The following is a 26441-nucleotide window of genomic DNA, read 5'->3' on the forward strand; positions in this document are numbered from 1 at the left end:
AGCGGACGCTAGGGAAATGTCGGCGCGCTGTTGTACGGTCTTTTCTGTATCGACCGCTAGGGAAATCGCCGGAGAGACGCGGAGGGGGCGTGGACATGGGTGTGCTCGCGGGCAGGACGGCACTCGTCACGGGTGCGGGCAGGGGAATCGGACGGGGCATCGCGGAGCGGCTGGGGCGGGACGGGGCGCGGGTCGCGGTGCACTACGGCAGGAGCGAGGCGGCGGCGAAGGAGGTGGCAGCCACGATCGAGAGCGCGGGCGGCTCGGCGTTCGCGCTCGGCGGGGAACTGGGTGTGCCGGGTGATGCCGAGCGGCTCTGGGCGGAGTTCGACCGGCACACGGACGGGTTGGACATCCTGGTGAACAACGCGGGGATCGGATCCTCCTCGCCGATCGAGGAGATAGGGGAAGAGGAGTACGACCGTGTCTTCGCGGTGAACGTGAAGGCGCCGTTCTTCCTCGTCCGGTATGGGCTGGACCGGCTGCGGGACGGCGGCCGGATCATCAACATCTCCTCGGGACTCGCCCAGAGCGCGGCGATGCCGCACAACATCGCGTACTCCATGACGAAGAGCGCCCTGGACGTCTTCTCCCGGGACCTGTCCAAGGTGCTCGGCCCCCGGGGCATCACGGTGAACTCGGTGGCGCCGGGCCTCATAGACACGGACAACACCGCCGAGTTCCTGCACGGGAGCGCGGACGGCTGGACCCGGGCGGCGGCCTTCTCCGCCCTGGGGCGGGTGGGAGAGACCGCCGACGTGGCGGATGTGGTGGCGTTCCTGGCGTCCGACGCCGCGCGGTGGATCACGGGGAGTTGGGTGGACGCGACGGGAGGTTCCCTCACCTAGGGCCTGTCCGGGGTGTGCGGTCAGCGGGTCTCCGTCACCTTGGCCAGGGCGCGGGGCGCGTCGGGGTCCTGGCCCCGGGCGATGGTGACCTCGTAGGCGAGGAGTTGGAGCGGCAGGATCTCCAGGATCGGCTGGAGTTCCTCGGGGACGCCCTCGACGGGCAGGACGAAGCCGGCCGAGGCCTGTTCGACCTGGCCGACCGGGCCGATGACGACCAGGTCGGCGCCCCGGCCGCGCAGCCGGTCGAGCACGGGCTGGAGGGCGGCGCCGCCCTTGCCGTCCGTCACGACCGCGATGACCGGGGAGACGTTGTCGACCATGGCGAGGGGGCCGTGCAGCAGATCGGCACCGGAGTAGGCGAGGGCGGGGATGTAGCTGGTCTCCATCAGCTTGAGGGCGGCTTCCTTGGCGGTGGGATAGCCGTAGCCGCGGGAGGTGATGACCATGCGCTCGGCGAAGCGGTAGCGGGAGGCGAGGGTGCGGACCTCGTCCTGCCGGGCGAGCAGTTGCTCCGCGAGGTCGGGCAGGACCTTGGCCGCGGCGCCGTCGCCGCCGCGAAGTCCCTCGACGAAGAGGTAGAGCGCGAGAAGGGAGGCCGTATACGTCTTGGTCGCGGGGAGGGCCTTCTCCGGGCCGGCCATGACGTCGATGTGGTACTCGGAGACGGCGGCCAGCGGTGAGTCCGGGTTGTTGGTCACGGCGACGGTGATCGCGCCGGCCTCGCGGGCGGCGCGGGTCGAGGCCACCAGGTCCGGGGAGCCGCCGGACTGACTGACGGTGACGACGAGGACATCGGTCAGGTCGGGGCGGGCGCCGTAGGCCGTGGTGGTCGACATCGAGGTGAGCCCGCAGGGCAGGCCGAGGCGGATCTCCAGGAGGTACTTGGCGTACAGGGCGGCGTTGTCGGAGGTTCCGCGGGCGGTGAGCAGTACGAAGCGGGGCTTGCGGGCGGCCACTTCCCGGGCCACCTGCCGGATGCGCGGGGCGCCCTCCTCCAGGATGCGGCGCAGGACGGCCGGCTGCTCGGCCGTTTCGCGGGCCATGATCCGGCCCGGCACGTCGTTCTCGGGGGTCGGTGTCGTGGCGGTCATGCGGGTCCTCCGGAGGTGCGCGGGGAAGGGCGACGGTGGTCCGTCGGGTCCATTTCACCCCCTCTGCCACGAGGCCGCCCGCGCGGGGTGGTGGGACGGGGATCACCTGGGCGGTCGGATCCGATTCTGTTAGATTGAGCCCCGATTGGTCTAAACCACATGGCTCACTTCAGAACGGCAGGCCCAGCGTGGAAGTTGTCATCGTTCCGGACGCCAAGTCGGGCGGCGAGCTGATCGCCGAGGCCATGGCGCAGCTGCTCCGGCGCAAGCCGGACGCCCTGCTGGGCGTGGCCACCGGCTCGACGCCACTGCCCATCTACGAAGCGCTGGCGGCCAAGGTCCGCGCCGGCGCCGTGGACACCTCGCGGGCGCGGATCGCCCAGCTCGACGAGTACGTGGGGCTGCCCGCCGAGCACCCGGAGTCGTACCGCTCGGTAGTGCGCCGCGAGGTGCTGGAGCCGCTCGGGGTCGGGATGGACTCGTTCCTCGGGCCGGACGGGACGGCCGAGGACGTGCAGGGGGCGTGCGCGGCGTACGACCGGGCGCTGGGCGAGGCCGGCGGGGTGGACCTCCAGATACTGGGGATCGGGACCGACGGGCACATCGGGTTCAACGAGCCGTGCTCGTCGTTGGCCTCGCGGACCCGGATCAAGACGCTGACCGAGCAGACGCGGGTGGACAACGCGCGCTTCTTCGACGGCGACATGGGTCAGGTCCCGCACCACGTCATCACGCAGGGCATCGGGACCATCCTGGAAGCGCGGCACCTGGTGCTGCTGGCGACCGGCGAGGGCAAGGCGGACGCGGTCGCCGCGACGGTGGAGGGGCCGGTCGCCGCGGTGTGCCCGGCGTCGGCACTGCAGTTGCACCGGCACGCGACGGTCGTGGTGGACGAGGACGCCGCGTCCAAGCTGAAGCTCGCGGACTACTTCCGGCACACGTTCGTCAACAAGCCGGACTGGCAGGGGATCTGAGGCGCGGGTTCCTCACGCGTACGTACCGGTGCCGGGCTCCCTCGTGGAGGGCCCGGCACCGACGTATCACCTGAGGTCACTCCCCCGCGATGACCTCCGCCGCCGCACGGCCGCAGACCCGGGCCGCGCCGTGCGTCGCGATGTGGAGGGCGCCTCGGGGCGGTGCCTGCGGTACGCCCATCTCGACCACGACGGTGTCGGGGCGGGCCGCCAGCACGGTGTCGAGGGCGGCAGCCATCCACGGATGCCGGTGCTCGTCGCGCACCACGACCACGATCCGCCGTGCCCCCGCCGCCTCCAGCACCGCGTCCCCCGCGGCCTCCCCGGCGAAGTTCCCCGTGTCCGTACCGGGCAGCAACCGGGTCAGCTCCACACCCATGCCCCAGGGCGTCTCGTCGCCGACGGCGATATTGGCGACGGGAGTGAGGAGAGCGGCGTAGGGCGGTTCGGTGAAGGGGGTGAAGCCTTCGGCGCCGGTGACCGTCAGCGCGCGGCGGGCGGCGACGAGACCGACGTCGACGCGCGTCACGTCCGACGAGGGCGCGGCGGCCGTGGCCGAAGCGGAACCCGTCTCCGCCGCCGCGGAGCCCTCGGCGGCAGCCGATGCCGAGGCCGCCCAGTGGGCCAGACCCCGTACCCGTTCCGCCGCTTCGGCCAGGCGTTCCTCCGGGAGTTCGCCCGCGCGGACCGCGCTGACCAGGGCGTCGCGCAGCCGTCGCACCGTCTCGTCGTCCGCGAGGCCGCCGCCCACGCACAGGGCGTCGGCGCCGGCGGCGATGGCGATGACGCTGCCGCGTTCGATGCCGTAGGTGGCGGCGATGGCCTGCATCTCGATGGCGTCGGTGACGATGAGGCCGTCGTAGCCGAGCCGGCCGCGCAGGAGGTCGGTCAGGATGTGCGGGGAGAGGGTGGCCGGACGGTCCGGGTCCAGGGTGGGGACCAGGATGTGGGCGCTCATCACCGCACGGCTGCCGGCGGCGATGGCCGCGCGGAACGGGAGGAGTTCGCGTCGCTCCAGGACGGAGGACTCCGCGTCGATGCGCGGCAGCGCGTGGTGGGAGTCGACCGCCGTGTCGCCGTGGCCCGGGAAGTGCTTGGTGCAGGCGGCGACGCCCGCGGCCTGGAGGCCGGTGACGTAGGCGGCGGTGTGGCGGGCGACGAGTTCCGGGTCGGCGCCGAAGGAGCGGACGCCGATGACCGGGTTGGAGGGGTTGGAGTTCACGTCGGCGGACGGGGCCCAGTTGAGGTTCACGCCGCATTCCGCGAGGCGGCGGCCCAACTCGTGGGCCACCTCCCTCGTCAGGTCCACGTCGTCCACCGCGCCGAGCGCGTGGTTGCCGGGGAAGGAGGAGCCGGTCCGCACCTCAAGGCGCGTGACGTCTCCGCCCTCCTCGTCGATCGCGACCAGCACGTCGTCCCGTTCGGCCCTCAACTGGGCGGTCAGGGAGGAGAGTTGCTCGGGTGACGCGATGTTGCGGCCGAACAGGCCCACCGAGGCCAGGCCTTCGCCGAGGCGCCTGAGCAGCCAGTCGGGGGCCGTGGTGCCGGGGAAGCCGGGCTGCAGGACGGTGAGTGCGTCGCGCGTCAGGGTGTCGGTACCGCTGGCGAATGTCGTCATCGGTTGGCGTTATCCCTTCACAGCGCCGGCGGTCAGACCCGCGGCCATCTTGCGCTGGACGAGGAGGAAGAGGACGACGATCGGCACGGCCATCATCGTGGCGCCGGCCATCATCGGGGCGTATTCGGTGCCGTGCTTGGTGGTGAAGTTGCCGAGCCAGACGGTCGCCGTCTGGTGCTCCTGGCTGAGCAGCATCAGGGCGTAGAGGTACTCGTTCCAGGCCTGGATGAAGCCGTAGACCGAGGTGGCGACCATGCCGGGGGCGAGGAGGGGGAAGACCACGCGGATGAAGGCGCCGGTGCGGGAGCAGCCGTCGACCATGGCCGCCTCCTCCAGTTCCTTCGGGATGTTGACGATGAAGCCGCGCAGGGTCCACACCGTGAACGGGAGGATGAAGGTCAGATACGTGATGATCAGGCCGGAGAGCTTGTCGTACTGATCGAGGTCGTTCAGCAGCAGGAAGACCGGGATGATCATCGAGACCAGCGGGACCATCTGGACCGCGAGGATGCCGACGATCACGATCTTGCGGCCGCGGAAGGCGAAGCGGGAGATGGCGAGCGCGGCCAGCAGGCCGACGACGATGCCGATCACGACGACCGACAGCGACACGATGAGGCTGCGGCCGACCGGGCCCCAGAAGTCCGCGATGTCCAGCGCCCGGCGGAAGTTGTCGAGTGTGATGCCGGTGGGCAGCAGGCTCGGGTCCGGGTCGATGGCGTCCTTGGCCGGCTTGAACGCCGTGTCGACCATCCAGTAGAGCGGGAAGCCGACGACGAGGAAGACGAGGAGGCCGACGAGGTTCCAGCCGAGCTTGGACTTCTTGCGCCCGCCGGTCGGCCTGCGGGGCGCGTCGGTCGTGAGCGCGCTCATTCGACCTCTCCGATCTGAAGCATCTGACGCATGTAGACGGCGACGACACCGAGCAGCAGCACCACCGTGACCAGGGCTATCGCAGAACCCTGTCCGTAGTCGTTGACGACGAAGGCACGGTCGTACGAGTAGGTGCTCAGGAGTTGGAAGTCGGCCTCGGGGTGGCCGCCGCGCATCACGAACACCTGGGGGAAGACGCCCATGTCCCAGATCACCGAGAGGGTCGTGAGCATCACGATGATCGGCTTGAGGATGGGCAGGGTGACGTACCGGAAGACGCCCCAGGCTCCGGCGCCGTCGAGGCGGGCGGCCTCCTCCAGCTCCTGGGGGACCTGGGTGAGTCCGGCGCTGAGGGTGATCACCACGAAGGGCACCGCGCCCCACACCACGAGCAGCATGATGACGAGGAGGCCCTGCGGTCCGCTGGCGAACCAGTTGTGGCCGACCATGTCGACGCCGGGGAGCTTGCTGAGCAGGGCGTTGAAGACGCCGTAGTCCGTGTCGAAGAGCCACTTGAAGACGGTGGTCGCGACGATGACCGGCATGCCCCAACTGGCCACCAGGACAATGTTGATGAGGGTCTTCATCCAGCCGGAGACCCGCTGCTGGAGCAGGGCGAGGGCCATGCCGGCGACCATCGTGAAGATGACCGAACCGGCCGCGAAGACGATCGTGCGGACGACGACGCCCCAGAACTCGCCGTCGCCGAGGATCCCGGAGAAGTTGTCGAAGCCGATCCAATCGGCGGGCTTGAAGCCCCACAGCTGGGACTGTCCGAAGGACTGGAAGGACAGCGTGACCAGGCGGACCAGCGGATAGCCCATGACCAGGGCGAGGACGAGCAGACAGGGCGCGAGCAGCAGCCAGGGGATCCCGGTCCCGCTCGACGTCCGCTTTCCGCGAGGTGCGCCGGATACGCGCGGTGGGGGCGCCTGCCGCGGCGGCGGCACCTTGGCAGGGGTGGTCGTGTCGGCACTCATCGCGCGCTCCTCAGCGGTCCCTCAGGTCGTACGGCCGTACGTGAGGCGGGGCCCTGCCCCGAGGACACCTGGGTGTCCAACAGGGCCCCACCCTCAGGTCACTTGGTGTTGATGACCTTGTCGATCGCGGTGTCCGCGGCCTTCGCGGCGTCCTCGACCGACTGCTTGCCGGTGCCGATGTTCTGCAGCATGGTCTGCAGGACCTGGGCCTTCTCGACCTGGCCCCAGCCCGGTGCCATCGGGACGAACCAGTTGGACTCGGCCGCGGTGGCCGGGACCGCCGTCGCGGGGTCGTTCTTCAGCGTCGCGAGGTCGGTCTTGTTGTTGGGCAGGTTGCCCTTGGCCATCAGGCCCTTCTGGCCGGAGGGGCCGGTGAAGGCGTTGATCCACTCGGCGGCGAGCGCCTGCGCCTTGGACTTGACCGGGACGGCCAGGTCCGAACCGCCCAGGAACACCGGCATGTTCTTGCCGGACGGGCCGGGCATCACGAAGTTGACGAGGCTGGTCTTCAGCTTGCCGCCGGTCTTGTCGGCCTTCGGGTCGGCCGCGCTCGCGCCCTCCCACGCGGCGCCGAAGATCATGGACGCCTTGCCCTGGCCGTAGACGATGTAACGGTCGGACTCGTCCTTGGTCTTGTCGCCGTGCATGTACTTGTCGATGACCGACTTCCACTCGTTGAGTCCCTTGATGGACTCGGGCGAGGAGAGGCTGGCCTTCCACTGGTCCCCGGACTGGGTGGCGATGGCACCGCCGGCGTCGTAGACGAAGGACATGGCCGCGTACCAGTCACGGGTGGGCTGGTACCAGGCGCTGAACTTGCTGCCTTCCTTCTTCTGGATCTTGTCCAGGTCGGCGGTCAGCTCGGCGTACGTCGTGGGGGTGGACTTGATGCCGACCGAGGCGGCGATGTCCTTGCGCCAGTTGGCGACGCGGCCACCGGCGTAGTAGGGGACGCCGTAGGTCTTGCCGGAGTAGGTGACCGAGGCCTTGAGGCCGTCCAGCCAGGCGGAGGAGTTGGTGAACTTGGCAGGGTCGACCGGCGCGAAGGCGCCCTTGACCATGTAGCCCAGCATCTCGGTGTTGCCCATCTCGACCACGTCGGGGGCCTTGTCGGTGGCGAGGACCGCGTCGAGCTTGGTGTTCTTGTCCGGCCAGCCGTAGTACTCGTGCTTGATCGTGACGCCCGGGTGCGCCTTCTTCACGGCCGCGTCGGCTGCGGCCACCAGCTGGGGCCAGTTGTTCTGCGCGTCGACGGTGAGCCAGACGGTCAGCTCCTTGGCGTCGGCGCCGCTCTTCGAAGAGCCCTTGTCGTCGTTGCCCCCGCACGCCGCGATGGAGACCATCATGCCCGCGATACCGATCGCGGCTATCAGCTTGCGCTTCACGCCACCCTCCTCAGGGATGCCTGCCACACCTCCCGCCCATGGGCCGGGACCTGAACCAATGGTGTAGACCAGTACCGGGAGCTTGGACCAGACCACAGAGCCTGTCAAGGGTTCCCGAAACCGCCCTGACCAGCCGTTATGGGACCTACATATGCAGGAACCTTTAAGTAAGAAGGCAGCGAAATCAACCGTGCCGGAGTACTCTCTTCCGCTAGACCACTTGCCCTTGTGGACTAGACCAAAAGCGACCGCGACGGTATACAGAAGGGATCACGAAGTGACCCTTGTCCGGAGCCGGAAAGGCGGAGCATGAGCACCGACGTCAGCAGTGCGGAGAACGAGGGTGGGGCTACCGTCCGCACCGCGCGTGTGCCCAAGTACTACCGCCTGAAGAAGCACCTGCTGGACATGACGGAGACGTTGCCGCCCGGCACACCCGTCCCGCCCGAGCGCACGCTGGCCGCCGAGTTCGACACCTCGCGCACGACGGTCCGCCAGGCCCTTCAGGAACTGGTCGTCGAAGGCCGACTCGAACGCATCCAGGGCAAGGGCACGTTCGTGGCCAAGCCCAAGGTCTCGCAGGCGCTCCAACTCACCTCGTACACCGAGGACATGCGCGCCCAGGGCCTCGAACCCACCTCGCAGCTCCTGGACATCGGCTACATCACCGCCGACGACACCCTCGCCGACCTGCTCGACATCACCACCGGCGGCCGGGTCCTGCGCATCGAGCGCCTCCGCATGGCCAACGCCGAGCCGATGGCCATCGAGACCACCCACCTCAGCGCCAAGCGCTTCCCCGCGCTGCGGAGGTCCCTGGTCAAGTACACCTCCCTGTACACCGCGCTGGCCGAGGTCTACGACGTCCATCTCGCCGAGGCCGAGGAGACCATCGAGACCTCGCTGGCCACCCCGCGCGAGGCCGGCCTCCTCAGCACCGACGTGGGCCTACCGATGCTGATGCTCTCCCGCCACTCCCTCGACAAGGAGGGCAAGCCGGTGGAGTGGGTGCGGTCGGTGTACCGGGGCGACCGCTACAAGTTCGTGGCCCGCCTCAAGCGCCCCACGGACTGAAGGGGCGTACGGATCGCGCCACTTGAGGTAGTGCACGCGGTGTAGCGCAACTGCCGCTCCTGCTCTACGTTCCTCCCGTCGCCGCATGGACGGGAGGACTCCCCGGTGCGTACCGCGAACGTCCGAACCATCGTCGTCTGGACCCTCGTCGCGCTCGTCGCGGCGGCGGGCTGGTCCGTCCTCGCGCTGGCGCGGGGCGAGAACGTGTCGGCCGCGTGGATGGTGGCCGCCGCACTGGGCTCGTACGCCATCGCCTACCGCTTCTACGCCAGGTTCATCGCGTACAAGGTCCTGAAGGTCGACGCCACCCGGGCCACCCCGGCCGAACGCCTGAACAACGGCATCGACTACCACCCCACCGACCGCCGCGTCCTGCTGGGCCACCACTTCGCCGCGATCGCCGGCGCCGGCCCGCTCGTCGGACCGGTACTGGCCGCGCAGATGGGCTATCTGCCCGGCACGATCTGGATCATCGTCGGCGTCATCTTCGCGGGCGCGGTCCAGGACATGGTGGTGCTGTTCTTCTCGACCCGGCGCGACGGCAGGTCACTCGGGCAGATGGCCCGCGAGGAGATCGGCCCCTTCGGGGGAGCCGCCGCGCTCCTCGCCACCTTCGCCATCATGATCATCCTGCTCGGGGTGCTGGCCCTGGTCATCGTGAACGCGCTGGCCTCCTCCCCCTGGGGCACCTTCTCCATCGGGATGACCATCCCGATCGCCCTGCTGATGGGCTTCTATCTACGGGTACTTCGCCCCGGCCGCGTCTCCGAGGTCTCCCTCATCGGTGTGGCCCTGCTGCTGCTCGCCCTGGTCGCGGGCCGCTGGGTGGCCGAGTCGTCCTGGGCCGACACCTTCACGCTCGCGCCCTCGACGCTGGTCATCTGGCTGGTGGCGTACGGCTTCATCGCCTCGATCCTGCCGGTGTGGACCCTGCTCGCCCCGCGCGACTACCTCTCCACCTTCATGAAGATCGGCACCATCGCCCTGCTGGCGATCGGCGTGGTGGTCGCCCTGCCCGACCTGAAGATGCCCGCCGTGACCGACTTCGCCAAGCACGGCAACGGCCCGGTCTTCGCCGGCTCGCTCTTCCCCTTCGTCTTCATCACGATCGCCTGCGGAGCCCTGTCCGGCTTCCACTCGCTCATCTCCAGCGGTACGACGCCGAAGATGATCCAGAAGGAGACGCAGATCCGGATGATCGGCTACGGCTCCATGCTGATGGAGTCGTCGGTCGCGATCATGGCGCTGGTCGCCGCGAGCATCATCGACCCCGGTCTGTACTTCGCGATGAACGCACCGGCGGGCGCGATCGGCACGACCGTGCAGAACGCCTCGCAGGTGGTGACCAGTTGGGGCTATCACATCTCCCCCGCCGACCTCGCCCAGGCCGCGAAGAACGTCGACGAGGCCAGCCTGCTCTCCCGCACCGGCGGCGCGCCCACCCTCGCGGTCGGCGTCTCGGAGATCTTCGCCAAGGTCACCGGCGGAAGTCTGCGCGCCTTCTGGTACCACTTCGCGATCATGTTCGAGGCGCTGTTCATCCTGACCGCGCTGGACGCGGGCACACGGGTGGGCCGGTTCATGCTCCAGGACATGCTGGGCAACCTCTACCGGCCCTTCAAGAACGTGAGTTGGAAGCCGGGCCTGGCGGTGACCAGCGCGATCGTGTGCGCGCTCTGGGGCTACTTCCTCTGGGTCGGCGTCCACGAACCCCTCGGCGGGATCAACCAGCTCTTCCCGATCTTCGGCATCTCCAACCAGCTGCTCGCCGCCGTCGCGCTGGCCGTCTGCACCACCCTCCTGGTGAAGTCCGGCCGCCTCAAGTGGGCCTGGATCACGGGGATTCCGCTGGCCTGGGACGCGACGGTCACCCTGACCGCGAGCTGGCAGAAGGTGTTCTCCAGCGACCCCAAGGTCGGCTTCTTCAAACAACGCTCGGTGTTCCAGGACGCGATCGACGCGGGCAAGGTCCTGCCGCCCGCCAAGAACATGGACGACATGCACACCGTCGTCACCAACTCCACCGTGGACGGAGTGCTTTCGGCCATTCTCGCGGTGCTGGTCGTGGTCGTGATCGCGGACGCCCTTCGCGTCTGCGTTCGACACGTCCGCCGCCCGGCGCTCTCCACGCTGAGCGAGACGCCGTACGTCGAGTCGAAGATCGTGGCACCGGCCGGGCTGATCCCGACCCGGGAGGAGAAGGAGGAGGAGGCGAGGGCGCGCGATGTGGTCGGTGCTCCGGCGGGCGACTAGCGGAGTGCGTTGGTACGTCCGGGAGTTGACGGACGAGTCGGCGTACGAGCGGTATGTCGCGCATGTACGCCGAGACCATCCGGACGCGGAGGTCCCGGACCGCCGCGCCTTCGAACGAATGCGGACGGACCGTCAGGAGGCCGACCCGAGGCAGGGGTTCCGCTGCTGCTGAACCCTGCTTTTGACACCGATGTCAGGTCTTCACTAAATCGACATGACGATATGCGGACGGGGTCTTCCGCACCCGCGATCCCGTGACCTACATTGCCTGCGCGTTACACAGGTGATCAGTGAGGGGACGGGAGCCGCGAAATGTCAGATGTGCCTGAAGTTCCGCCCGAAGTGGCGGCGCCGGTGGTGACACCGGTCCGCGTGGCCATCGCCGTCTGCCTGTTCGCGCCCTTCGTGGCGCTGCTCTGGGTCGGCTCCTACGCCAAGACGGACCCCGTGTTCATCGGTATCCCGTTCTTCTACTGGTACCAGATGCTGTGGGTGCTGGTGTCGACGGCGCTGACCATGACCGCCTACAAGCTCTGGCAGCGTGACCAGCGCACCCGTCATGGAGGCACCCGGTGAACGGCGTCGCTCTCGGCGTCTTCATCTTCTTCTTCCTGGCCGTCACGGTCCTGGGCTTCCTGGCCGCTCGCTGGCGCCGGGCCGACAACGAGCACAGCCTCGACGAATGGGGCCTGGGCGGACGGTCGTTCGGCACCTGGGTCACCTGGTTCCTGCTCGGCGGCGACCTCTACACCGCGTACACGTTCGTCGCCGTCCCGGCGGCGGTCTACGCGGCGGGCGCGGCCGGCTTCTTCGCGGTGCCGTACACGATCCTGGTCTACCCCCTGATCTTCACCTTCCTGCCCCGCCTCTGGTCGGTGTCGCACAAGCACGGATACGTGACGACGTCCGACTTCGTGCGCGGCCGCTTCGGCTCCAAGAGCCTCTCGCTGGCGGTGGCGGTCACCGGCATCCTCGCGACGATGCCGTACATCGCGCTCCAACTGGTCGGCATCCAGGCCGTGTTGGACGTGATGGGCGTGGGTGGCAGCGCGAACTCCAACTGGTTCGTGAAGGACCTGCCGCTGCTGATCGCCTTCGCCGTGCTGGCCGCGTACACCTACTCGTCCGGCCTTCGCGCCCCCGCGCTGATCGCGTTCGTCAAGGACGGCCTGATCTACCTCGTCATCACCGTGGCGATCATCTACATCCCGATCAAGCTCGGCGGCTTCGACGACATCTTCAGCGCGGCGGGCGCCAAGTTCAAGGCGGCGGGAGCGGGCGGACTCGTACCCGCCCCGGCCGGCCAATGGACGTACGCCACCCTGGCGTTGGGCTCGGCACTGGCGCTGTTCATGTACCCCCACTCGATCACGGCGACCCTCTCCTCCAAGAGCCGCAACGTGATCCGCCGCAACACCACGATCCTGCCGCTGTATTCACTGATGCTGGGCCTGCTCGCGCTGCTCGGGTTCATGGCGATCGCGGCGGGCGTCAAGGTCACCAACGGCCAACTGGCCATCCCGCAGCTCTTCGAGAACATGTTCCCGGACTGGTTCGCGGGCGTGGCCTTCGCGGCGATCGGCATCGGCGCGCTCGTCCCCGCCGCCATCATGTCCATCGCGGCGGCCAACCTCTTCACCCGCAACATCTACAAGGACTTCATCAACCCGGACGCGACCCCGGCCCAGGAGACCAAGGTCTCCAAGCTGGTCTCCCTGCTGGTGAAGGTCGGCGCCCTGGCCTTCGTCCTGACGATGGACAAGACAGTCGCCATCAACTTCCAGCTCCTGGGCGGCATCTGGATCCTCCAGACCTTCCCGTCCCTGGTCGGCGGCCTCTTCACCCGCTGGTTCCACCGCTGGGCGCTGCTGGCGGGCTGGGCGGTGGGCATGATCTACGGCACGCTGGCGGCCTACGGTGTCGCCTCGCCGACGCAGGCCCACTTCGGCGGCTCCGCGAAGGAGATCCCGGGGATCGGCGAGATCGGGTACATCGGTCTGACGGCGTTCGTCCTGAACGTCGTCGTGACGGTGGTGCTGACGTTCGCGCTGAAGGCGCTGAAGGCTCCGGAGGGCGTGGACGAGACGAGCCCCGGCGACTACACGGCGGACGCGGGCGACCCGGGGGTGAAGGAGGAGCTCCCCGTAATCGCCGCCGGCTGAACCCACCCAGGGGCGCGGGGAACTGCGCGCCCCGCCACAACGAACCCGCGGCGGGCCACCGGGAACACCACCCTCGGCGGCCCGCTGTTTCGTACACACTCACCTACATGGACATCCTCATCCGGCGAGTGAAACCCACCGAATACGAGACCCTGGGCGAGATCACCGCCCAGGCCTACCTCCAGGACGGCCTCCTCGACTTCGGCGAAAGCGACTGGTACCTCGGCGAGTTGAGAGACGTGGCCAAGCGGGCAGCCGAGGCCCAGGTCCTGGTCGCCCTGGACGGCGAACAGGTCCTCGGCGGCGTGACCTTCGTCCCGTCCGGGGGACCCATGGCCGATCTCGCGACGGCGGGCGAGGCCGAGATCAGGATGCTCGCCGTCGCCCGCGAGGCCCGTGGCCGGGGTGCCGGCGAGGCCCTCGTCCGCGCCTGCGTCGAGCGCGCCAGGGCCACGGACGGCTGTGTGCGCGTCATCCTGTCGACCCAGCGCACCATGCACGCCGCCCACCGCATCTACGAACGGCTCGGCTTCACCCGCACCCCCGAGCGCGACTGGAACCCGATTCCGGAGCTCGACGACATCACTCTGCTCACCTACGAGTTGACGTTCTGACACGCTCCGAAGTCACCGCGACACAACATCTGGGGGTGCCACGACGACCCGGCACAAGATGTATGCTCATGCTCGCTGTCGACGCAGGGGAATCCGGTGCGAATCCGGAACTGTCCCGCAACGGTGTACTTGCGTGCATACGCACGCATGGTCAGTCCGAGGACCTGCCGACTGCGCGCGCCCGGCCACCCGGTCAGGGCGCATGACGTCCGGGCCTCGTGGAGTGGGCCGGTGGACGCGACGCCCCGTGCGCTCGTGAGCTGCCGCCTGCCCTCCGCAAGGCCCCGTGCCGAGCGAGGGAGAGCCCCACCGTGACCATCGCGCCAGCAGAGCCGGCTTCAGCGACCCAGGCGAACGAGGCGAACGCAGCGTCCGGAACCGACCGTCCCGGAACGGCCGTTCCCGGTGCCGACGGTCCCGGCGCCGCGATCCTGCGGACCCTGACCGAGCTGACCGCCGACCTTCCCGACGCCGACCCCGGCCGGGTCGCCGCCGCCACGCTGCGCGGCCGGTCCGCGCACGCGGACGAGACGGAACTGCGCGAACTGGCCACGGAGGCGGCCGCCGGCCTCATCTCCGAGGACCCCGTCTACTCCCGGCTCGCCGCCCGGCTGCTGACGATCAGCATCGCCGCCGAGGCCGCCTCCCAGGGCGTCACGACGTTCACCGGGTCCGTCGCCGTGGGCCACCGCGAGGGCCTTATCGCCGACCGCACCGCCGAGTTCGTGACCGTGCACGCGGCCCGCCTCGACGCGCTGGTCGACACCGAGGCCGACGACCGCTTCGGCTACTTCGGGCTGCGCACCCTCCACAGCCGCTACCTCCTCCGCCACCCGATCACCCGCAAGGTCATCGAGACCCCCCAGCACTTCATGCTGCGTGTGGCCTCCGGCCTGGCCGAGGACGACTCGACCCGTGCGCTCGACGAAGTCGCCGCGCTGTACCGCCTGATGAGCCGCCTCGACTACCTCCCCTCCTCCCCCACGCTCTTCAACTCCGGCACCCGGCACCCCCAGATGTCGTCCTGCTACCTCCTCGACTCCCCGCTGGACGAGCTGGACTCCATCTACGACCGCTACCACCAGGTCGCCCGCCTCTCGAAGCACGCCGGTGGCATCGGTCTGTCGTACTCCCGTATCCGCAGCCGCGGTTCGCTGATCCGGGGCACGAACGGGCACTCCAACGGCATCGTCCCGTTCCTGAAGACGCTGGACGCCTCGGTGGCCGCGGTGAACCAGGGCGGCCGGCGCAAGGGGGCCGCCGCGGTCTACCTGGAGACCTGGCACTCCGACATCGAGGAGTTCCTGGAGCTGCGGGACAACACCGGTGAGGACGCCCGGCGTACGCACAACCTGAACCTGGCGCACTGGATCCCGGACGAGTTCATGCGCCGGGTGAACGAGGACGGCGTCTGGTCGCTGTTCTCCCCGGCCGACGTGCCCGAACTGGTCGACCTGTGGGGCGACGAGTTCGACGCGGCCTACCGCAAGGCCGAGGCGCAGGGGCTGGCCAAGAAGACCATCCCGGCCCGTGACCTCTACGGCCGCATGATGCGCACCCTCGCGCAGACCGGCAACGGCTGGATGACCTTCAAGGACGCGGCCAACCGCACCGCCAACCAGACGGCCGAGCCGGGCCACACCGTCCACTCCTCGAACCTCTGCACGGAGATCCTGGAGGTCACGGACGACGGCGAGACGGCGGTATGCAACCTCGGTTCGGTGAACCTGGGCGCGTTCGTCGACCAAGCGAACGGCGACATCGACTGGGAGCGGCTGGACGAGACGGTCCGCACCGCCGTCACCTTCCTGGACCGCGTGGTCGACATCAACTTCTACCCGACCGAGCAGGCGGGCCGCTCCAACGCCCGCTGGCGCCCGGTCGGCCTGGGCGCGATGGGCCTCCAGGACGTCTTCTTCAAACTCCGCGTCCCCTTCGACTCCCCGCAGGCCCAGGCCCTCTCCACCCGGATCGCCGAGCGCATCATGCTCGCCGCGTACGAGGCCTCCGCCGACCTCGCCGAGCGCAACGGCCCGCTGCCGGCCTGGGAGAAGACCCGTACGGCGAAGGGTGTTCTGCACCCCGACCACTACGACGTGGAGCTGACCTGGCCGGAGCGCTGGACGGCCCTGCGGGAACGGATCGCCCAAGTCGGCATGCGCAACAGCCTGCTGCTGGCGATCGCCCCCACCGCCACCATCGCGTCCATCGCGGGCGTGTACGAGTGCATCGAGCCGCAGGTCTCCAACCTGTTCAAGCGCGAGACGCTCTCCGGCGAGTTCCTCCAGGTCAACTCCTACCTGGTGAACGAGCTGAAGCAGCTCGGCGTGTGGGACGCCCGCACCCGGGAGGCGCTGCGTGACGCCAACGGCTCCGTGCAGGGCTTCAGTTGGATCCCGGCCGAGGTCCGCGCGCTGTACCGCACGGCCTGGGAGATCCCGCAGCGCGGTCTGATCGACATGGCCGCCGCGCGGACCCCGTTCCTGGACCAGTCCCAGTCCCTGAACCTGTTCCTGGAGACGCCGACGATCGGCAAGCTCTCCTCGATGTACGCGTACGCCTGGAAGCAGGGCCTGAAGACGACGTACTACCTGCGCTCCCGCCCGGCGACGAGGATCGCCCGCGCCGCCCAGGCTCAGCCCCAAACCACCGTCCCCGTACAGCAGTTGACGCCCGACGAAGACGCGGTCGCCTGCTCCCTGGAAAACCCCGAGTCCTGCGAGGCCTGCCAATAATGACCACCGAAGCCAAGAACCTTCTCGACCCGGGCTTCGAGCTGACCCTCCGCCCCATGCGCTACCCGGACTTCTACGAGCGCTACCGGGACGCGATCAAGAACACCTGGACCGTCGAGGAGGTCGACCTCCACTCGGACGTCGCCGACCTGGCGAAGCTGACGCCGGGTGAGCAGCACATGATCGGCCGGCTGGTCGCGTTCTTCGCGACGGGCGACTCGATCGTGGCGAACAACCTCGTGCTGACCCTGTACAAACACATCAACTCCCCCGAGGCGCGGCTGTATTTGAGCCGGCAGCTCTTCGAGGAGGCCGTGCACGTCCAGTTCTATCTGACGCTCCTGGACACCTACCTGCCCGACCCGGAGGACAGGGCCGCCGCCTTCGACGCGGTGGAGAACATCCCCTCCATCCGCGAGAAGGCCGAGTTCTGCTTCAAGTGGATCAACGAGGTCGAGAAGCTGGAGAGCCTCCAGACCCAGGCCGACCGCCGCCGTTTCCTCCTCAACCTGATCTGCTTCGCCGCGTGCATCGAGGGGCTGTTCTTCTACGGCGCGTTCGCGTACGTCTACTGGTTCCGCAGCCGGGGTCTCCTGCACGGCCTGGCCACCGGCACCAACTGGGTGTTCCGGGACGAGACCATGCACATGTCCTTCGCGTTCGAGGTGGTCGACACCGTCCGCAAGGAGGAGCCGGAGCTCTTCGACGACCAACTCCAGCAGCAGGTCACCGACATGCTGAAGGAGGCCGTCGAGGCGGAGCTGCAGTTCGGGCGCGATCTGTGCGGTGAGGGTCTGCCGGGCATGAACACCGACTCGATGCGCCAGTACCTGGAGTGCGTGGCGGACCAGCGCCTCCAGCGGCTGGGCTTCGCTCCGGTCTACGGCTCCGAGAACCCCTTCTCCTTCATGGAGTTGCAGGGTGTGCAGGAGCTGACCAACTTCTTCGAGCGCCGCCCGTCGGCGTACCAGGTGGCCGTGGAGGGCACGGTCGACCTCGACGAGGACTTCTAGTCCCTTTATGTGTCGCTTACTTCGCGGACGGCCCATGGAGCTTCCATGGGCCGTCCATGGTGTTTCTATGGAGCGGCAAAGTTCATGGGGTGCGTCTGTTCGCGGTCTCGTCGCCCCGGCTACGTTCTGCCCGTCCTGTCCATGTCATGCACAACGGCATCACAGAACGCTCCAAGTGTCATGCCCATGACGACGTTCAACGCCGCCGCTACGCGCGTCACAGGCCTGCCACCACGCCGAGGAACCCCACTCCAATCGAACTCGACGGAGGCAGTACCCCCATGCGTGAGAAGCCCAGACGAAGCCTGCGAAGACTACTGACCGCCGCCATACCCGCCCTCACCCTCAGCGTCTTCGGTCTCGCGGCGGCCTCCCCCGCCGACGCGCGTCCCGCGACCCAGGCAGTCGTCCAGTCCGCCCAGGTCTCCAAGGTCACCCAGAACGCGAAGGCCCTGACCGCCCCCGCGGCCCAGGCCGTCCACTCGACCGGCAAGGCCGGGCAGAAGGTGCCCACCAAGCACCTGTGCGCGACCGCGGCCCCCGGTTCGGCGGCCTGTTTCGCCCAGCGGCGCACCGACATCAAGCAGCAGCTGGCCTCCGCGGTGAAGGCGAACGCCGCCGCCGCGGTCTCCGGGCTGAGCCCGGCCAACCTGCACAGCGCCTACGCCCTGCCCTCGACCGGCGGTTCCGGCATGACGGTCGCCGTGGTCGACGCGTACAACGACCCCAACGCGGCCTCGGACCTGGCCACTTACCGCTCGAACTTCGGCCTGTCGGCCTGCACCGTGGCCAGCGGCTGCTTCAAGCAGGTCAGCCAGACCGGCTCGACCACCTCGCTGCCGACCAACGACACCGGCTGGGCGGGCGAGGAAGCGCTCGACATCGACATGGTCAGCGCGGTGTGCCCGAACTGCAACATCATCCTGGTCGAGGCCAGTTCCGCGACCGACTCGGACCTCGGCACCGCCGAGAACGAGGCCGTCGCCCTGGGCGCGAAGTTCGTCTCCAACAGCTGGGGCGGCTCCGAGTCCTCCTCGCAGACCAGCGAGGACACCTCGTACTTCAAGCACCCGGGCGTAGCGATCACCGTCTCCTCCGGTGACTCCGCCTACGGTGCCGAGTACCCGGCAACGTCCCAGTACGTGACCGCAGTTGGCGGCACGGCTCTCTCCACGTCCTCCAACACCCGCGGCTGGACCGAGTCGGTGTGGAAGACCAGCAGCACCGAGGGCACCGGCTCCGGCTGCTCGGCGTACGACGCCAAGCCGAGCTGGCAGACCGACACGGGCTGCACCAAGCGCATGGAGGCCGACGTCTCCGCCGTGGCCGACCCCGCGACCGGCGTGGCCGTCTACGACACCTACGGCGGCTCCGGCTGGGCGGTCTACGGCGGCACCAGCGCCTCGTCCCCGATCATCGCGGGCGTCTACGCGCTGGCCGGCACCCCGGGCTCCAGCGACTACCCGGCGAAGTACCCCTACTCCCACACCAGCAACCTGTACGACGTCACGAGCGGCAACAACGGCTCCTGCTCGACCTCGTACTTCTGCACCGCGGGCACCGGCTACGACGGCCCGACCGGCTGGGGCACCCCGGACGGCACCGCCGCCTTCACCGCCGGCACCACCACCGGCAACACGGTGACCGTCACCAACCCGGGCAGCCAGTCCACCGCGACCGGCTCCTCGGCCAGCCTGCAGATCTCGGCCTCGGACAGCGCGGGCGCGACCCTCACCTACAGCGCGAGCGGGCTGCCGACCGGCCTGTCGATCAGCAGCTCGACCGGTCTGATCTCCGGCACCGCGTCCACCGCCGGCACCTACGCCGTGACGGTGACCGCGACCGACTCCACCGGCGCCTCCGGTTCGGCCTCCTTCACCTGGACGGTCAGCACCTCGGGCGGCGGCTCCTGCTCCTCGTCCCAGCTGCTGGGCAACGCGGGCTTCGAGTCCGGCAACACCACCTGGACCGCGAGCAGCGGGGTCATCACCAACTCCAGCAGTGAGGCCGCGCACGCCGGCTCGTACTACGCGTGGCTCGACGGCTACGGCTCGACCCACACGGACACGCTGTCCCAGTCGGTGACGATCCCGTCCGGCTGCACCGGCACGACCTTCACCTTCTACCTGCACGTCGACACCGCGGAGACCACCACCAGCACGGCGTACGACAAGCTGACGGTCACCGCCGGATCGACCACCCTGGCCACCTACTCCAACCTCAACGCGGCGACCGGATACGTCGCGAAGTCCTTCAGCCTGTCGGCCTTCGCCGGCACCACCGTGACGCTGAAGTTCAGCGGAGTCGAGGACTCCTCGCTCCAGACCAGCTTCGTCCTCGACGACACCGCCGTGACGACCAGCTGACCTCCTCATGAGCTGAGCCCCGGCCGTCTCGCAGCGGCCGGGGCTCTGTCATGTGCGCGAATGCCCGATCCACGGGTGTCATGTCCACGAATACTTCACTTCTCACGGCGGATCCGGATGAGTCCGTGACACGTCAAAGGGGCAAGGAGGCCCCCCATGCGTCGATCCATCCTCGCTCCGTCCCTCGCCGTCGCCACCCTGGCACTGGCCCTCACGGGCTGCGGCGGCACGAAGTCCGACACCGGGAGCGGCAGCGTGTCGCCGTCCTCGTCCCCCACACCGAGCAAGAGCACGTCGGCCTGCACCGCGAAGGAGACCCTCGCCGCCGCCGACGACAACGGCACGTTCTGTCTGACGACCGGCAGCACGGTCCGGATCCTGCTGGACGGGACGGCGTCCCGGCCGTGGACGCAGGTCAAGACCGCCGGCACCGGCCTGGAGGCCACCAACAGCGGGATCCTGATCCGGCCCGGCGACGCGAGCAACGCGTTCAAGGCGGTCTCGGCCGGGACCGTGAAGCTCACGTCGTCCCGGCCGTTGTGTGCGACCGCCCCGCACAAGATCTCCTGCAAGGGCATTCAGGAGTGGTCGGTCACCGTCGTGGTGACGAAGTCATGATCCGGTGGGCGGTCCGGATCTGACGGTCGATGCGCCGGTCGTGCGCGATGCCGAGCAGCGACGGGAAGGCCACGGCGACAATGACGCCGAGGACGGCCAGCAGGGCGATGAGGTTGTCCATGGCTGTGTTCATAGACACCACTGTCGCGCGTTACGCTCCTTACCGTGAGTGGCAGTACTGCCGTACACCCTCGATTTACTGCCACATCGAGCGCACACTGGCAGCATGCTGAAAAACGTGGCCGTGGTCCTGCTCGACGGAGTCCATCCCTTCGAACTCGGCGTCGTCTGCGAGGTGTTCGGCCTCGACCGCAGTGACGAGGGCCTGCCGGTCTACGACTTCGCGGTCGCCTCGGCCGAGGGGCCGACGCTCGCCACCCATGCCGGCTTCTCGCTGGCCGTCCAGCACGGCCTTGAGCGGCTGGAGAGCGCGGACCTGATCGCCGTACCGGCCGGTGCGGCCTATGCGGCGCGGGAGTACCCGAAGGAGCTGCTCGACGCGCTGCGGCGGGCGGTGGACCGGGGTGCCCGGGTGCTCAGCGTCTGCTCGGGGGTGTTCGTGCTGGCCGCCGCCGGGCTGCTGGACGGGCGGCGGTGCGCGGTGCACTGGCATCACGCGGAGCTGCTGGCCCGGCGGTATCCGAAGGTCCTCGTGGAGCCGGACGTGCTGTACGTCGACGCGGACCCGGTGATCACCTCGGCGGGCACCGCGGCCGGTATCGACGCCTGTCTGCACATCGTGCGCAAGGAGCAGGGGCCCGAGGTCGCCAACACCATCGCCCGGCGGATGGTCGTACCGCCGCACCGCGACGGCGGGCAGGCCCAGTACATCGAGCGGCCGCTGCCGCGCTCGCAGTGCGACACGGTGGGCGAGGTGCTGGTGTGGATGGCGGAGCACCTCGACCAGGAGGTCACCGTCGAGCAGCTCGCCGCCCGTGCCCACATGTCGCCGCGCACTTTCGCCCGCCGCTTCCAGCAGGAGACCGGGACCACGCCCTATCGCTGGATCCTGCGTCAACGGGTGCTGCTGGCGCAGCAGTTGCTGGAGGGGACGGACGAGACGATGGACGAGATCGCCTGGCGCACCGGCTTCGGGACCGCGCCCGCCCTGCGCCACCAGTTCGTCCGTGCCCTGGGCACCACCCCGAACGCCTACCGGCGCACGTTCAGGGGCCCGGAAGCCGCCTGAACGCACGCCTCTCGTCTCACCTGGGGATCGGCCTGAGCATCAGCCGGTGCGGATGGAGGGTGATGCCGACGCGGGTGGTGTCGTAGGAGCCGGACACCAGCTCGAAGCGGTACTTCGCCGCCACCGCCGCCGTGAACAGGCTCAGCAGGGCCATCGAGAAGTGGTCACTGGGACACTTCCGGTTGCCCACGCTGAACGGGCTCATGGCGAACTTCGGTACGTCCTTGGACCGTTCCGGAAGCCAGCGGTCGGGGTCGAACTCCAGGTGGTGCGCATACGAACGCGGGTCGCGCTGGATCGCGTAGGGGCTGTAGATGATGTCGGCCCCGGCCGGAATCCGATAGCCGCCCAGTTCGGTGTCGGTGACCGCCCGCCGCGTCAATATCCATACGGCGGGCCACAGGCGCAGCGTCTCGACGAGGACATTATTGGTGTGGGTGAGCGCGCGGACGTCGTCGAATGCCACCGGGCGTCCGCCCGTCACGGATTCAACTTCTGCGCATACCTTGTCGGTATGTTCCGGGTGTTCGGTCAGGACTTGGAGCAGCGACATGATCGTGGACGCCACGGTTTCACTTCCGGGGGTCAGGATCGCGACGACCTGGTCGTGGATCTCCTGTTCCCCGATCGGCTCGCCATTCTCGTCGGTCGCCTCCAGCAGCGCCGTCAGCAAATCGTCCGGCTTTTGACCAGATGCCCGGCGTTCGGCGACGATCTCGTCGACGAGGAGATGCAAATCGGCCAGCGCCCGGCCGAATTCGCGGTTGGCCGGAAGGGGCAGCCGGTAGAGCGGTCCGGCCGGGACGACCATCCGCCGGTACATACCCCGGAAGACGGTGGCGAGGGCGGCGCACAGCCGCTCGGCGCGCTCGTCCATGAAGTCGCCGCGCAGCAGACAGCGGGCCGCGATCCGCACGGCGACCCGGAAGGCCTCGGAGGTGCAGTCGATCGTCCCGCCGTGCCGCCAGCGCTCGGTGAGCGCGTGCACCTCCTCCTCGATGACCGGCCCGTAGCCGGGTATCGCGTCGAGCCGGAACGCGGGCTGGATGATGCGCCGTTGGCGCCGGTGGGTGGGCCCGTTGGCGGTGGCCACCCCCTCCTTGCCGAGCAGTCCCTCCAGGGACTCCCACAGCGGGCCCGCGATGATGTAGTCGGGGCTCAGCGCCACGGCCCCGGTGAGGGCGGGCGCGGTGACGGCGTACACCGTCTTGGGGCCGAGGCGGAGCCGTACCACCTCGCCGTGGTCGCGGAGTTGGGCCATGAAGGCCAGCGGGTCGCGGACCAGTTTCCAGCCGTGGCCGAGCAGCGGGACTCCGCCGCCCGCGACGGGCGGCTCAAGGAGTTCCGGCACCTCTGGTGCCGCGGGCTTCACAGACTCGACGGTCATTTCTCACCTGCCGCTTCGTTGTTGACGTACGGGGGTGTGGACCGGTCGTCCCAGCTGTCGACCATGTAACGGCCGGACTCGTGGTGGAACCAGTAGACGGAACTGAACCAGTTCCGCATATTGCCGAGGCAGGACCGTACGGCGGCGCTCAATTCCATTCCCCGTACGGTGCCGTCGTCGAGCCGGTCGGCCAGACGTAGGGTCTCCTGTTCCGCGACGAGGAAATCGGCGATGCATTCCTCGACCCGGTGCCTCACTTCGGCGACCGCGTCCTCAAGGGTCAGTCCCTCGTGTTTGATGAGACTGATTCCGAGATTGTGGACCTCGTCGCCCGCTATTTCTTTCGGCAGGGAACAGAGGTCGTTGTACCAGGCGGCGAATTCCTGACTGAGCAGCGCCGCACGCCGATATCCCGGATGTTTCCTCACACTGTCCGGGAGTTCACACACCGCACTCGCTTCCAGCAGATCGGTCCAGATCCAGTGCGCGAAAGTGAGCCGGCGCAGTGCCAGATATTCCTCGACCGCGGGAATGGTCCCCTCGAAGCGGTTGCGGAATTCCCGGTCGTAGGCCTCGATCACGGCGTGGAAGTGCCGGGCGAACCGCGCGTTCCAGGTGGCGGGGAGGAACGAGTAGATCCGCGTCACGCAGTCGGCGAACCCGGCGACCAGGGGATCCGGGTGAAGCAGGTGGTGGCGTGGTGAGTCCAGAGCGGCGTGCAAGCGGAACCGGAGCCGCCGCCAGGCGTCGGGCCGGCCGTACACGATGTCCCGGTCATGGCGGTCGTCCCAGACGAAGAACCACGCGCTGAAGTCCGCTATCGCCTGGAGCACCTCGTCCGGTGCGCCCAAGTAGTACCCGGCCATCAAGTCCGTGTAGCAAAGACCGTCGGCATATTCACGTACCTTGTCCGCCGGCATCAGACGCTTTTCCAGCAGCCAGACACGTGTCTTCTCCTGGAGCCTCGGCCAATACGGATGCAGTCGCCGGGGAAACGCCGCCTCGATCACCGGGAGAGAGAGCGATGGTGGAACGGCGATCGCCGTCGATGCCGTTGTGGTGCTGTGCGAGAAAGCAGGCACGAACAAACCCCTCTCAGCCGCCAGGTGCACACGCCCCTCCCGCTGTGCCGGGCGTGCGCCGTTGCGTATCCCCGCACTTCCCATTCAGCACCACAACTGACCGTTCTGGGAACGGATTTGCTTCCTTCACTACCCCCAAGTGCCGAGAATCCATCCCCGTGTGACTGATTTTGGATCACCACGAGAGCGAAAACGATCGAATGTGCGACGGACATGCGAACGGCGCCTGGTCAGGGAGGTGCACCTGAACAGACGCCGTACGCAAGGGGGTTGTGATCGTCCCTGGGACTCTCCGGGACTTCCTGGGACTCAGTCGTTGGCGACCACGGGGTAGCGGGGCTCGTTCTCGGCCATCTGCCGCAGCGCGTCCTTGCGGTCGCGCTTGGAGAGCCGGTCGATGTAGAGGTAGCCGTAGAGGTGGTCGGTCTCGTGCTGCAGACACCGGGCGAAGTAGCCGGTGCCGCGGACCTTGATCGGGTTGCCCCGCTCGTCCTGTCCGGTCACCTCGGCGTAGTCGGGCCGCGCGAGCGGCGCGTACGCGGTCGGCACCGACAGACACCCCTCGTTGCTCTCGTCCAAGTGCCGCTTGTCCGCGGGCAGATCGACCAGCTTCGGGTTGCACACCACACCGACGTGCCGCTTGCCCTCGTCGTCCGGGCAGTCGTAGACGAAGACCTTCAGGCCGACGCCGATCTGGTTGGCGGCGAGGCCGACACCCTCGGCGGTGCGCTGCGAGGCGAACATGTCCGCCACCAGCGACTCCAGCTCCGCACCGAACTCGGTGACGTCCGCGCACTCCTTGTGCAGCACCGGATTCCCGACGACCGTGATCGCCCGCGAGGTCCCCCGCTCCCGCCAGGCCGCCTCACGCTCCTCGGTCCCCTCGGTATCGACGACAAACCCCTCGTCGTCCACGGGAAGCACGCCCACGTGCTGCTGATCGGTGTCCTGCTGCGCCATGCCGACGAACGCCTTCCTCAAAACCAAGGGGGGTGAGTTGCTGATACAGGGTACGTGGAGTTTTTTGGGGGCGCGGGGCTGTGCATATCTGCGGCTCCGCCGCGTGAGCGCGCTCAGCCCCCACCGGCCCGCAGCCAAAGATCGACCTCAGCAGACCTCTTCCAAATCCCGCCAGTCCCTTGAATCCGGGCTGTCGGCAACCCACCCGTCCAGCAACCCCCGAACCAGCGAAGCCGGCGCAGCCAACCCGCACTCCCGCTCCGGCACCCACAACTGCCCATCGGTCCGATGACCGAGCGGCCCAGGATGCCCCGGCTCACTGTGATCGTGCGGATCCAGATGCTCCCCGTCACCCTCATCGGAAGGCATCCGGGACTCCGAACACATCCGGCACAGCAACCGCACCGAGGACGACCAGTCCTCCGCCGCGAACCCCGCGTCCGCCGCCAACTGCTCCAACGCGTCCCGGTCGGCCTCAGCGGCAGCCTCCAGCAGCACCACCCACGTCGGCACGGGCGACGGCGCCCACAGCTCGATCTCGTCGAACACGGGGTAGGAGTGCCCGGCCGCCGTGGTCCGCTCACCGTGCGGCACCCCGTCATGGAGCACGACCTCACCCCAGCGTCGCCCGGACGAGGGAAGCGGAATGGACAGCACCTCGATCCGCGCGGGATCCAGCCGCCGCCCCCACACGACCTCGGCCTCCCCCTCGGGAGACAGCCGTACGGCCGCGCTGCCGAGGTCCATGCCAGCGGGCTCGCCCGCCGCGGTGACCCCGCCCGGCACCCGCAGCCCGTACGCCTGCCAGGCCCGCCGGGCCAGCGGCCAGTCCTGGAGGGCGGTGGCCGCGATGCCCACGTTCCACCAGTCAGGTGCGCCGGCCTCCCGCTCCAGCAGCGCGACCGCGCGGAGCCCGGCCGCCCGGGCCTGCTCCCAGTCGTGCCGGAACTTGTGGAGCAGGGCGAGATTGAACCAGGACTCGGACAGCCAGGGTTCCAGATCGGCGGCACGTGTCAGCAGCGCGCCCGCGTCCTCGTAGCGACCGTCGCCGATCAGCGTGAACGCGCGGTCTGTGGCCTGCCGCCAGGAGGCGGAGGGCCGGTGCCGTCCCTTGCCGAAGATCCTCACGATTCCCGCCTGCCAGTTCCGTTCGTTGGGCTGGCTCTGCCCCCGGACACCCACTTCTTCGCATCCAACCACGTACGGCTGGGAGGGCGCT

At 68.7% G+C, this 26441-nt stretch carries 23 protein-coding genes and 1 riboswitch; of the genes, 13 read left to right on the forward strand and 10 right to left on the reverse strand.

Translation table 11 applies throughout. The annotated features are described in order from the left end of the window. Nucleotides 1-95 precede the first annotated feature (95 nt). The gene (locus ACWDEW_RS19080; protein WP_450514140.1) at nucleotides 96-848 is read left to right on the forward strand and encodes an SDR family oxidoreductase; all 753 of its coding nucleotides are present in this window, start codon (nucleotides 96-98) and stop codon (nucleotides 846-848) included. 20 nt (nucleotides 849-868) lie between these two features. On the opposite strand, the gene ACWDEW_RS19085 is transcribed toward ACWDEW_RS19080, so the two are convergent. After that, on the reverse strand, nucleotides 869-1939 hold the full coding sequence (locus ACWDEW_RS19085; RefSeq protein WP_450514141.1) for an SIS domain-containing protein: 1071 nt from the start codon (nucleotides 1937-1939) through the stop codon (nucleotides 869-871). A gap of 188 nt (nucleotides 1940-2127) precedes the next feature. On the opposite strand from ACWDEW_RS19085, the gene nagB reads away from it, so the two are divergent. Beyond that, nucleotides 2128-2913: a glucosamine-6-phosphate deaminase gene (nagB, locus tag ACWDEW_RS19090; RefSeq protein ID WP_450514142.1), complete on the forward strand. Its 786-nt coding sequence runs from the start codon at nucleotides 2128-2130 to the stop codon at nucleotides 2911-2913. A 76-nt stretch (nucleotides 2914-2989) separates the two neighbouring features. Here the strand turns inward: nagB and ACWDEW_RS19095 are convergent, their stop codons facing one another. The 4 genes from ACWDEW_RS19095 to ACWDEW_RS19110 form a co-directional block, all read right to left on the reverse strand. After that, complete coding sequence (locus ACWDEW_RS19095; protein ID WP_450514143.1) at nucleotides 2990-4531, reverse strand: glycoside hydrolase family 3 protein; 1542 nt, start codon at nucleotides 4529-4531, stop codon at nucleotides 2990-2992. A gap of 9 nt (nucleotides 4532-4540) precedes the next feature. Continuing rightward, nucleotides 4541-5404: a carbohydrate ABC transporter permease gene (locus ACWDEW_RS19100; protein WP_019072171.1), complete on the reverse strand. Its 864-nt coding sequence runs from the start codon at nucleotides 5402-5404 to the stop codon at nucleotides 4541-4543. Further along, nucleotides 5401-6384 carry a carbohydrate ABC transporter permease gene (locus tag ACWDEW_RS19105; protein WP_450514144.1) on the reverse strand — a complete coding sequence of 328 codons (984 nt, stop codon included), beginning with the start codon at nucleotides 6382-6384 and terminating at the stop codon, nucleotides 5401-5403. The genes ACWDEW_RS19100 and ACWDEW_RS19105 overlap by 4 nt, the downstream gene beginning before the upstream one ends. A gap of 98 nt (nucleotides 6385-6482) precedes the next feature. After that, nucleotides 6483-7769, reverse strand: a complete 1287-nt coding sequence (locus ACWDEW_RS19110) for an extracellular solute-binding protein (RefSeq protein ID WP_450514145.1) — start codon at nucleotides 7767-7769, stop codon at nucleotides 6483-6485. 309 nt (nucleotides 7770-8078) lie between these two features. Between ACWDEW_RS19110 and ACWDEW_RS19115 the strand changes: the two genes are divergently transcribed. The 10 genes from ACWDEW_RS19115 to ACWDEW_RS19160 all read left to right on the forward strand — a co-directional run bounded on the left by ACWDEW_RS19115 (nucleotide 8079) and on the right by ACWDEW_RS19160 (nucleotide 20604). Then, entirely contained in the window at nucleotides 8079-8843 is a 765-nt protein-coding gene (locus tag ACWDEW_RS19115; RefSeq protein WP_362984703.1) for a GntR family transcriptional regulator, read from the forward strand. 105 nt (nucleotides 8844-8948) lie between these two features. Continuing rightward, nucleotides 8949-11096, forward strand: a complete 2148-nt coding sequence (locus ACWDEW_RS19120; RefSeq protein ID WP_450514146.1) for a carbon starvation CstA family protein — start codon at nucleotides 8949-8951, stop codon at nucleotides 11094-11096. Continuing rightward, a complete protein-coding gene (locus tag ACWDEW_RS19125; protein ID WP_450514147.1) occupies nucleotides 11068-11268 on the forward strand; it encodes a YbdD/YjiX family protein in 201 nt (66 codons plus the stop codon). Before ACWDEW_RS19120 ends, ACWDEW_RS19125 begins: the two co-directional genes overlap by 29 nt. A 140-nt stretch (nucleotides 11269-11408) precedes the next feature. Beyond that, on the forward strand, nucleotides 11409-11672 hold the full coding sequence (locus ACWDEW_RS19130) for a DUF3311 domain-containing protein (protein WP_450514148.1): 264 nt from the start codon (nucleotides 11409-11411) through the stop codon (nucleotides 11670-11672). Beyond that, complete coding sequence (gene mctP / locus ACWDEW_RS19135) at nucleotides 11669-13258, forward strand: monocarboxylate uptake permease MctP (RefSeq protein ID WP_450514149.1); 1590 nt, start codon at nucleotides 11669-11671, stop codon at nucleotides 13256-13258. Before ACWDEW_RS19130 ends, mctP begins: the two co-directional genes overlap by 4 nt. Before the next feature lie 107 nt (nucleotides 13259-13365). Next, nucleotides 13366-13872: a GNAT family N-acetyltransferase gene (locus ACWDEW_RS19140; protein WP_450514150.1), complete on the forward strand. Its 507-nt coding sequence runs from the start codon at nucleotides 13366-13368 to the stop codon at nucleotides 13870-13872. 62 nt (nucleotides 13873-13934) lie between these two features. Beyond that, nucleotides 13935-14058, forward strand: a riboswitch (cobalamin riboswitch). A gap of 125 nt (nucleotides 14059-14183) precedes the next feature. Continuing rightward, on the forward strand, nucleotides 14184-16607 hold the full coding sequence (locus ACWDEW_RS19145) for a ribonucleoside-diphosphate reductase subunit alpha (RefSeq protein ID WP_450514151.1): 2424 nt from the start codon (nucleotides 14184-14186) through the stop codon (nucleotides 16605-16607). After that, nucleotides 16607-17620 carry a ribonucleotide-diphosphate reductase subunit beta gene (locus ACWDEW_RS19150; protein ID WP_019072161.1) on the forward strand — a complete coding sequence of 338 codons (1014 nt, stop codon included), beginning with the start codon at nucleotides 16607-16609 and terminating at the stop codon, nucleotides 17618-17620. Before ACWDEW_RS19145 ends, ACWDEW_RS19150 begins: the two co-directional genes overlap by 1 nt. Nucleotides 17621-17901: 281 nt before the next feature. Next, the gene (locus ACWDEW_RS19155; protein ID WP_450514152.1) at nucleotides 17902-19986 is read left to right on the forward strand and encodes a putative Ig domain-containing protein; all 2085 of its coding nucleotides are present in this window, start codon (nucleotides 17902-17904) and stop codon (nucleotides 19984-19986) included. A 156-nt stretch (nucleotides 19987-20142) separates the two neighbouring features. After that, nucleotides 20143-20604 carry a hypothetical protein gene (locus ACWDEW_RS19160; protein ID WP_450514153.1) on the forward strand — a complete coding sequence of 154 codons (462 nt, stop codon included), beginning with the start codon at nucleotides 20143-20145 and terminating at the stop codon, nucleotides 20602-20604. Here ACWDEW_RS19160 and ACWDEW_RS19165 read toward each other — a convergent pair. Further along, the gene (locus tag ACWDEW_RS19165; RefSeq protein ID WP_450514154.1) at nucleotides 20579-20737 is read right to left on the reverse strand and encodes a hypothetical protein; all 159 of its coding nucleotides are present in this window, start codon (nucleotides 20735-20737) and stop codon (nucleotides 20579-20581) included. The two genes, ACWDEW_RS19160 and ACWDEW_RS19165, sit on opposite strands and share 26 nt — an antisense overlap. A gap of 93 nt (nucleotides 20738-20830) precedes the next feature. Between ACWDEW_RS19165 and ACWDEW_RS19170 the strand changes: the two genes are divergently transcribed. Further along, a complete protein-coding gene (locus tag ACWDEW_RS19170) occupies nucleotides 20831-21793 on the forward strand; it encodes a GlxA family transcriptional regulator (protein WP_450514155.1) in 963 nt (320 codons plus the stop codon). A gap of 16 nt (nucleotides 21794-21809) precedes the next feature. Here the strand turns inward: ACWDEW_RS19170 and ACWDEW_RS19175 are convergent, their stop codons facing one another. From ACWDEW_RS19175 to ACWDEW_RS19190, 4 genes are all read right to left on the reverse strand, one after another. Continuing rightward, nucleotides 21810-23180, reverse strand: coding sequence for a bifunctional albaflavenone monooxygenase/terpene synthase (locus ACWDEW_RS19175; protein WP_450514156.1), 1371 nt, complete (start codon nucleotides 23178-23180; stop codon nucleotides 21810-21812). Beyond that, nucleotides 23177-24262 (reverse strand): epi-isozizaene synthase, encoded by a 1086-nt coding sequence (cyc1, locus tag ACWDEW_RS19180; RefSeq protein WP_450514297.1) that lies wholly within the window; start codon nucleotides 24260-24262, stop codon nucleotides 23177-23179. The genes ACWDEW_RS19175 and cyc1 overlap by 4 nt, the downstream gene beginning before the upstream one ends. Nucleotides 24263-24571: 309 nt before the next feature. Further along, on the reverse strand, nucleotides 24572-25222 hold the full coding sequence (def, locus tag ACWDEW_RS19185; protein ID WP_450514157.1) for a peptide deformylase: 651 nt from the start codon (nucleotides 25220-25222) through the stop codon (nucleotides 24572-24574). A gap of 147 nt (nucleotides 25223-25369) precedes the next feature. Further along, entirely contained in the window at nucleotides 25370-26350 is a 981-nt protein-coding gene (locus tag ACWDEW_RS19190) for a tetratricopeptide repeat protein (protein ID WP_019072153.1), read from the reverse strand. Nucleotides 26351-26441: the final 91 nt, after the last annotated feature.

The sequence above is a fragment of the Streptomyces sp. NPDC001100 genome, from assembly GCF_053598575.1.

Bases quoted from the DNA above. Each gene is read 5' to 3' on its own strand.
- ACWDEW_RS19130 (WP_450514148.1), top strand. From the start codon at position 11,409: ATGTCAGATGTGCCTGAAGTTCCGCCCGAAGTGGCGGCGCCGGTGGTG.
- ACWDEW_RS19125 (WP_450514147.1), top strand. From the start codon at position 11,068: ATGTGGTCGGTGCTCCGGCGGGCGACTAGCGGAGTGCGTTGGTACGTC.
- ACWDEW_RS19140 (WP_450514150.1), top strand. From the start codon at position 13,366: ATGGACATCCTCATCCGGCGAGTGAAACCCACCGAATACGAGACCCTG.
- ACWDEW_RS19170 (WP_450514155.1), top strand. From the start codon at position 20,831: ATGCTGAAAAACGTGGCCGTGGTCCTGCTCGACGGAGTCCATCCCTTC.
- ACWDEW_RS19115 (WP_362984703.1), top strand. From the start codon at position 8,079: ATGAGCACCGACGTCAGCAGTGCGGAGAACGAGGGTGGGGCTACCGTC.
- ACWDEW_RS19155 (WP_450514152.1), top strand. From the start codon at position 17,902: ATGCGTGAGAAGCCCAGACGAAGCCTGCGAAGACTACTGACCGCCGCC.
- ACWDEW_RS19150 (WP_019072161.1), top strand. From the start codon at position 16,607: ATGACCACCGAAGCCAAGAACCTTCTCGACCCGGGCTTCGAGCTGACC.
- ACWDEW_RS19165 (WP_450514154.1), bottom strand. From the start codon at position 20,737: ATGAACACAGCCATGGACAACCTCATCGCCCTGCTGGCCGTCCTCGGC.
- ACWDEW_RS19100 (WP_019072171.1), bottom strand. From the start codon at position 5,404: ATGAGCGCGCTCACGACCGACGCGCCCCGCAGGCCGACCGGCGGGCGC.
- ACWDEW_RS19105 (WP_450514144.1), bottom strand. From the start codon at position 6,384: ATGAGTGCCGACACGACCACCCCTGCCAAGGTGCCGCCGCCGCGGCAG.
- def (WP_450514157.1), bottom strand. From the start codon at position 25,222: ATGGCGCAGCAGGACACCGATCAGCAGCACGTGGGCGTGCTTCCCGTG.
- ACWDEW_RS19160 (WP_450514153.1), top strand. From the start codon at position 20,143: ATGCGTCGATCCATCCTCGCTCCGTCCCTCGCCGTCGCCACCCTGGCA.
- ACWDEW_RS19175 (WP_450514156.1), bottom strand. From the start codon at position 23,180: ATGACCGTCGAGTCTGTGAAGCCCGCGGCACCAGAGGTGCCGGAACTC.
- ACWDEW_RS19085 (WP_450514141.1), bottom strand. From the start codon at position 1,939: ATGACCGCCACGACACCGACCCCCGAGAACGACGTGCCGGGCCGGATC.
- ACWDEW_RS19095 (WP_450514143.1), bottom strand. From the start codon at position 4,531: ATGACGACATTCGCCAGCGGTACCGACACCCTGACGCGCGACGCACTC.
- ACWDEW_RS19080 (WP_450514140.1), top strand. From the start codon at position 96: ATGGGTGTGCTCGCGGGCAGGACGGCACTCGTCACGGGTGCGGGCAGG.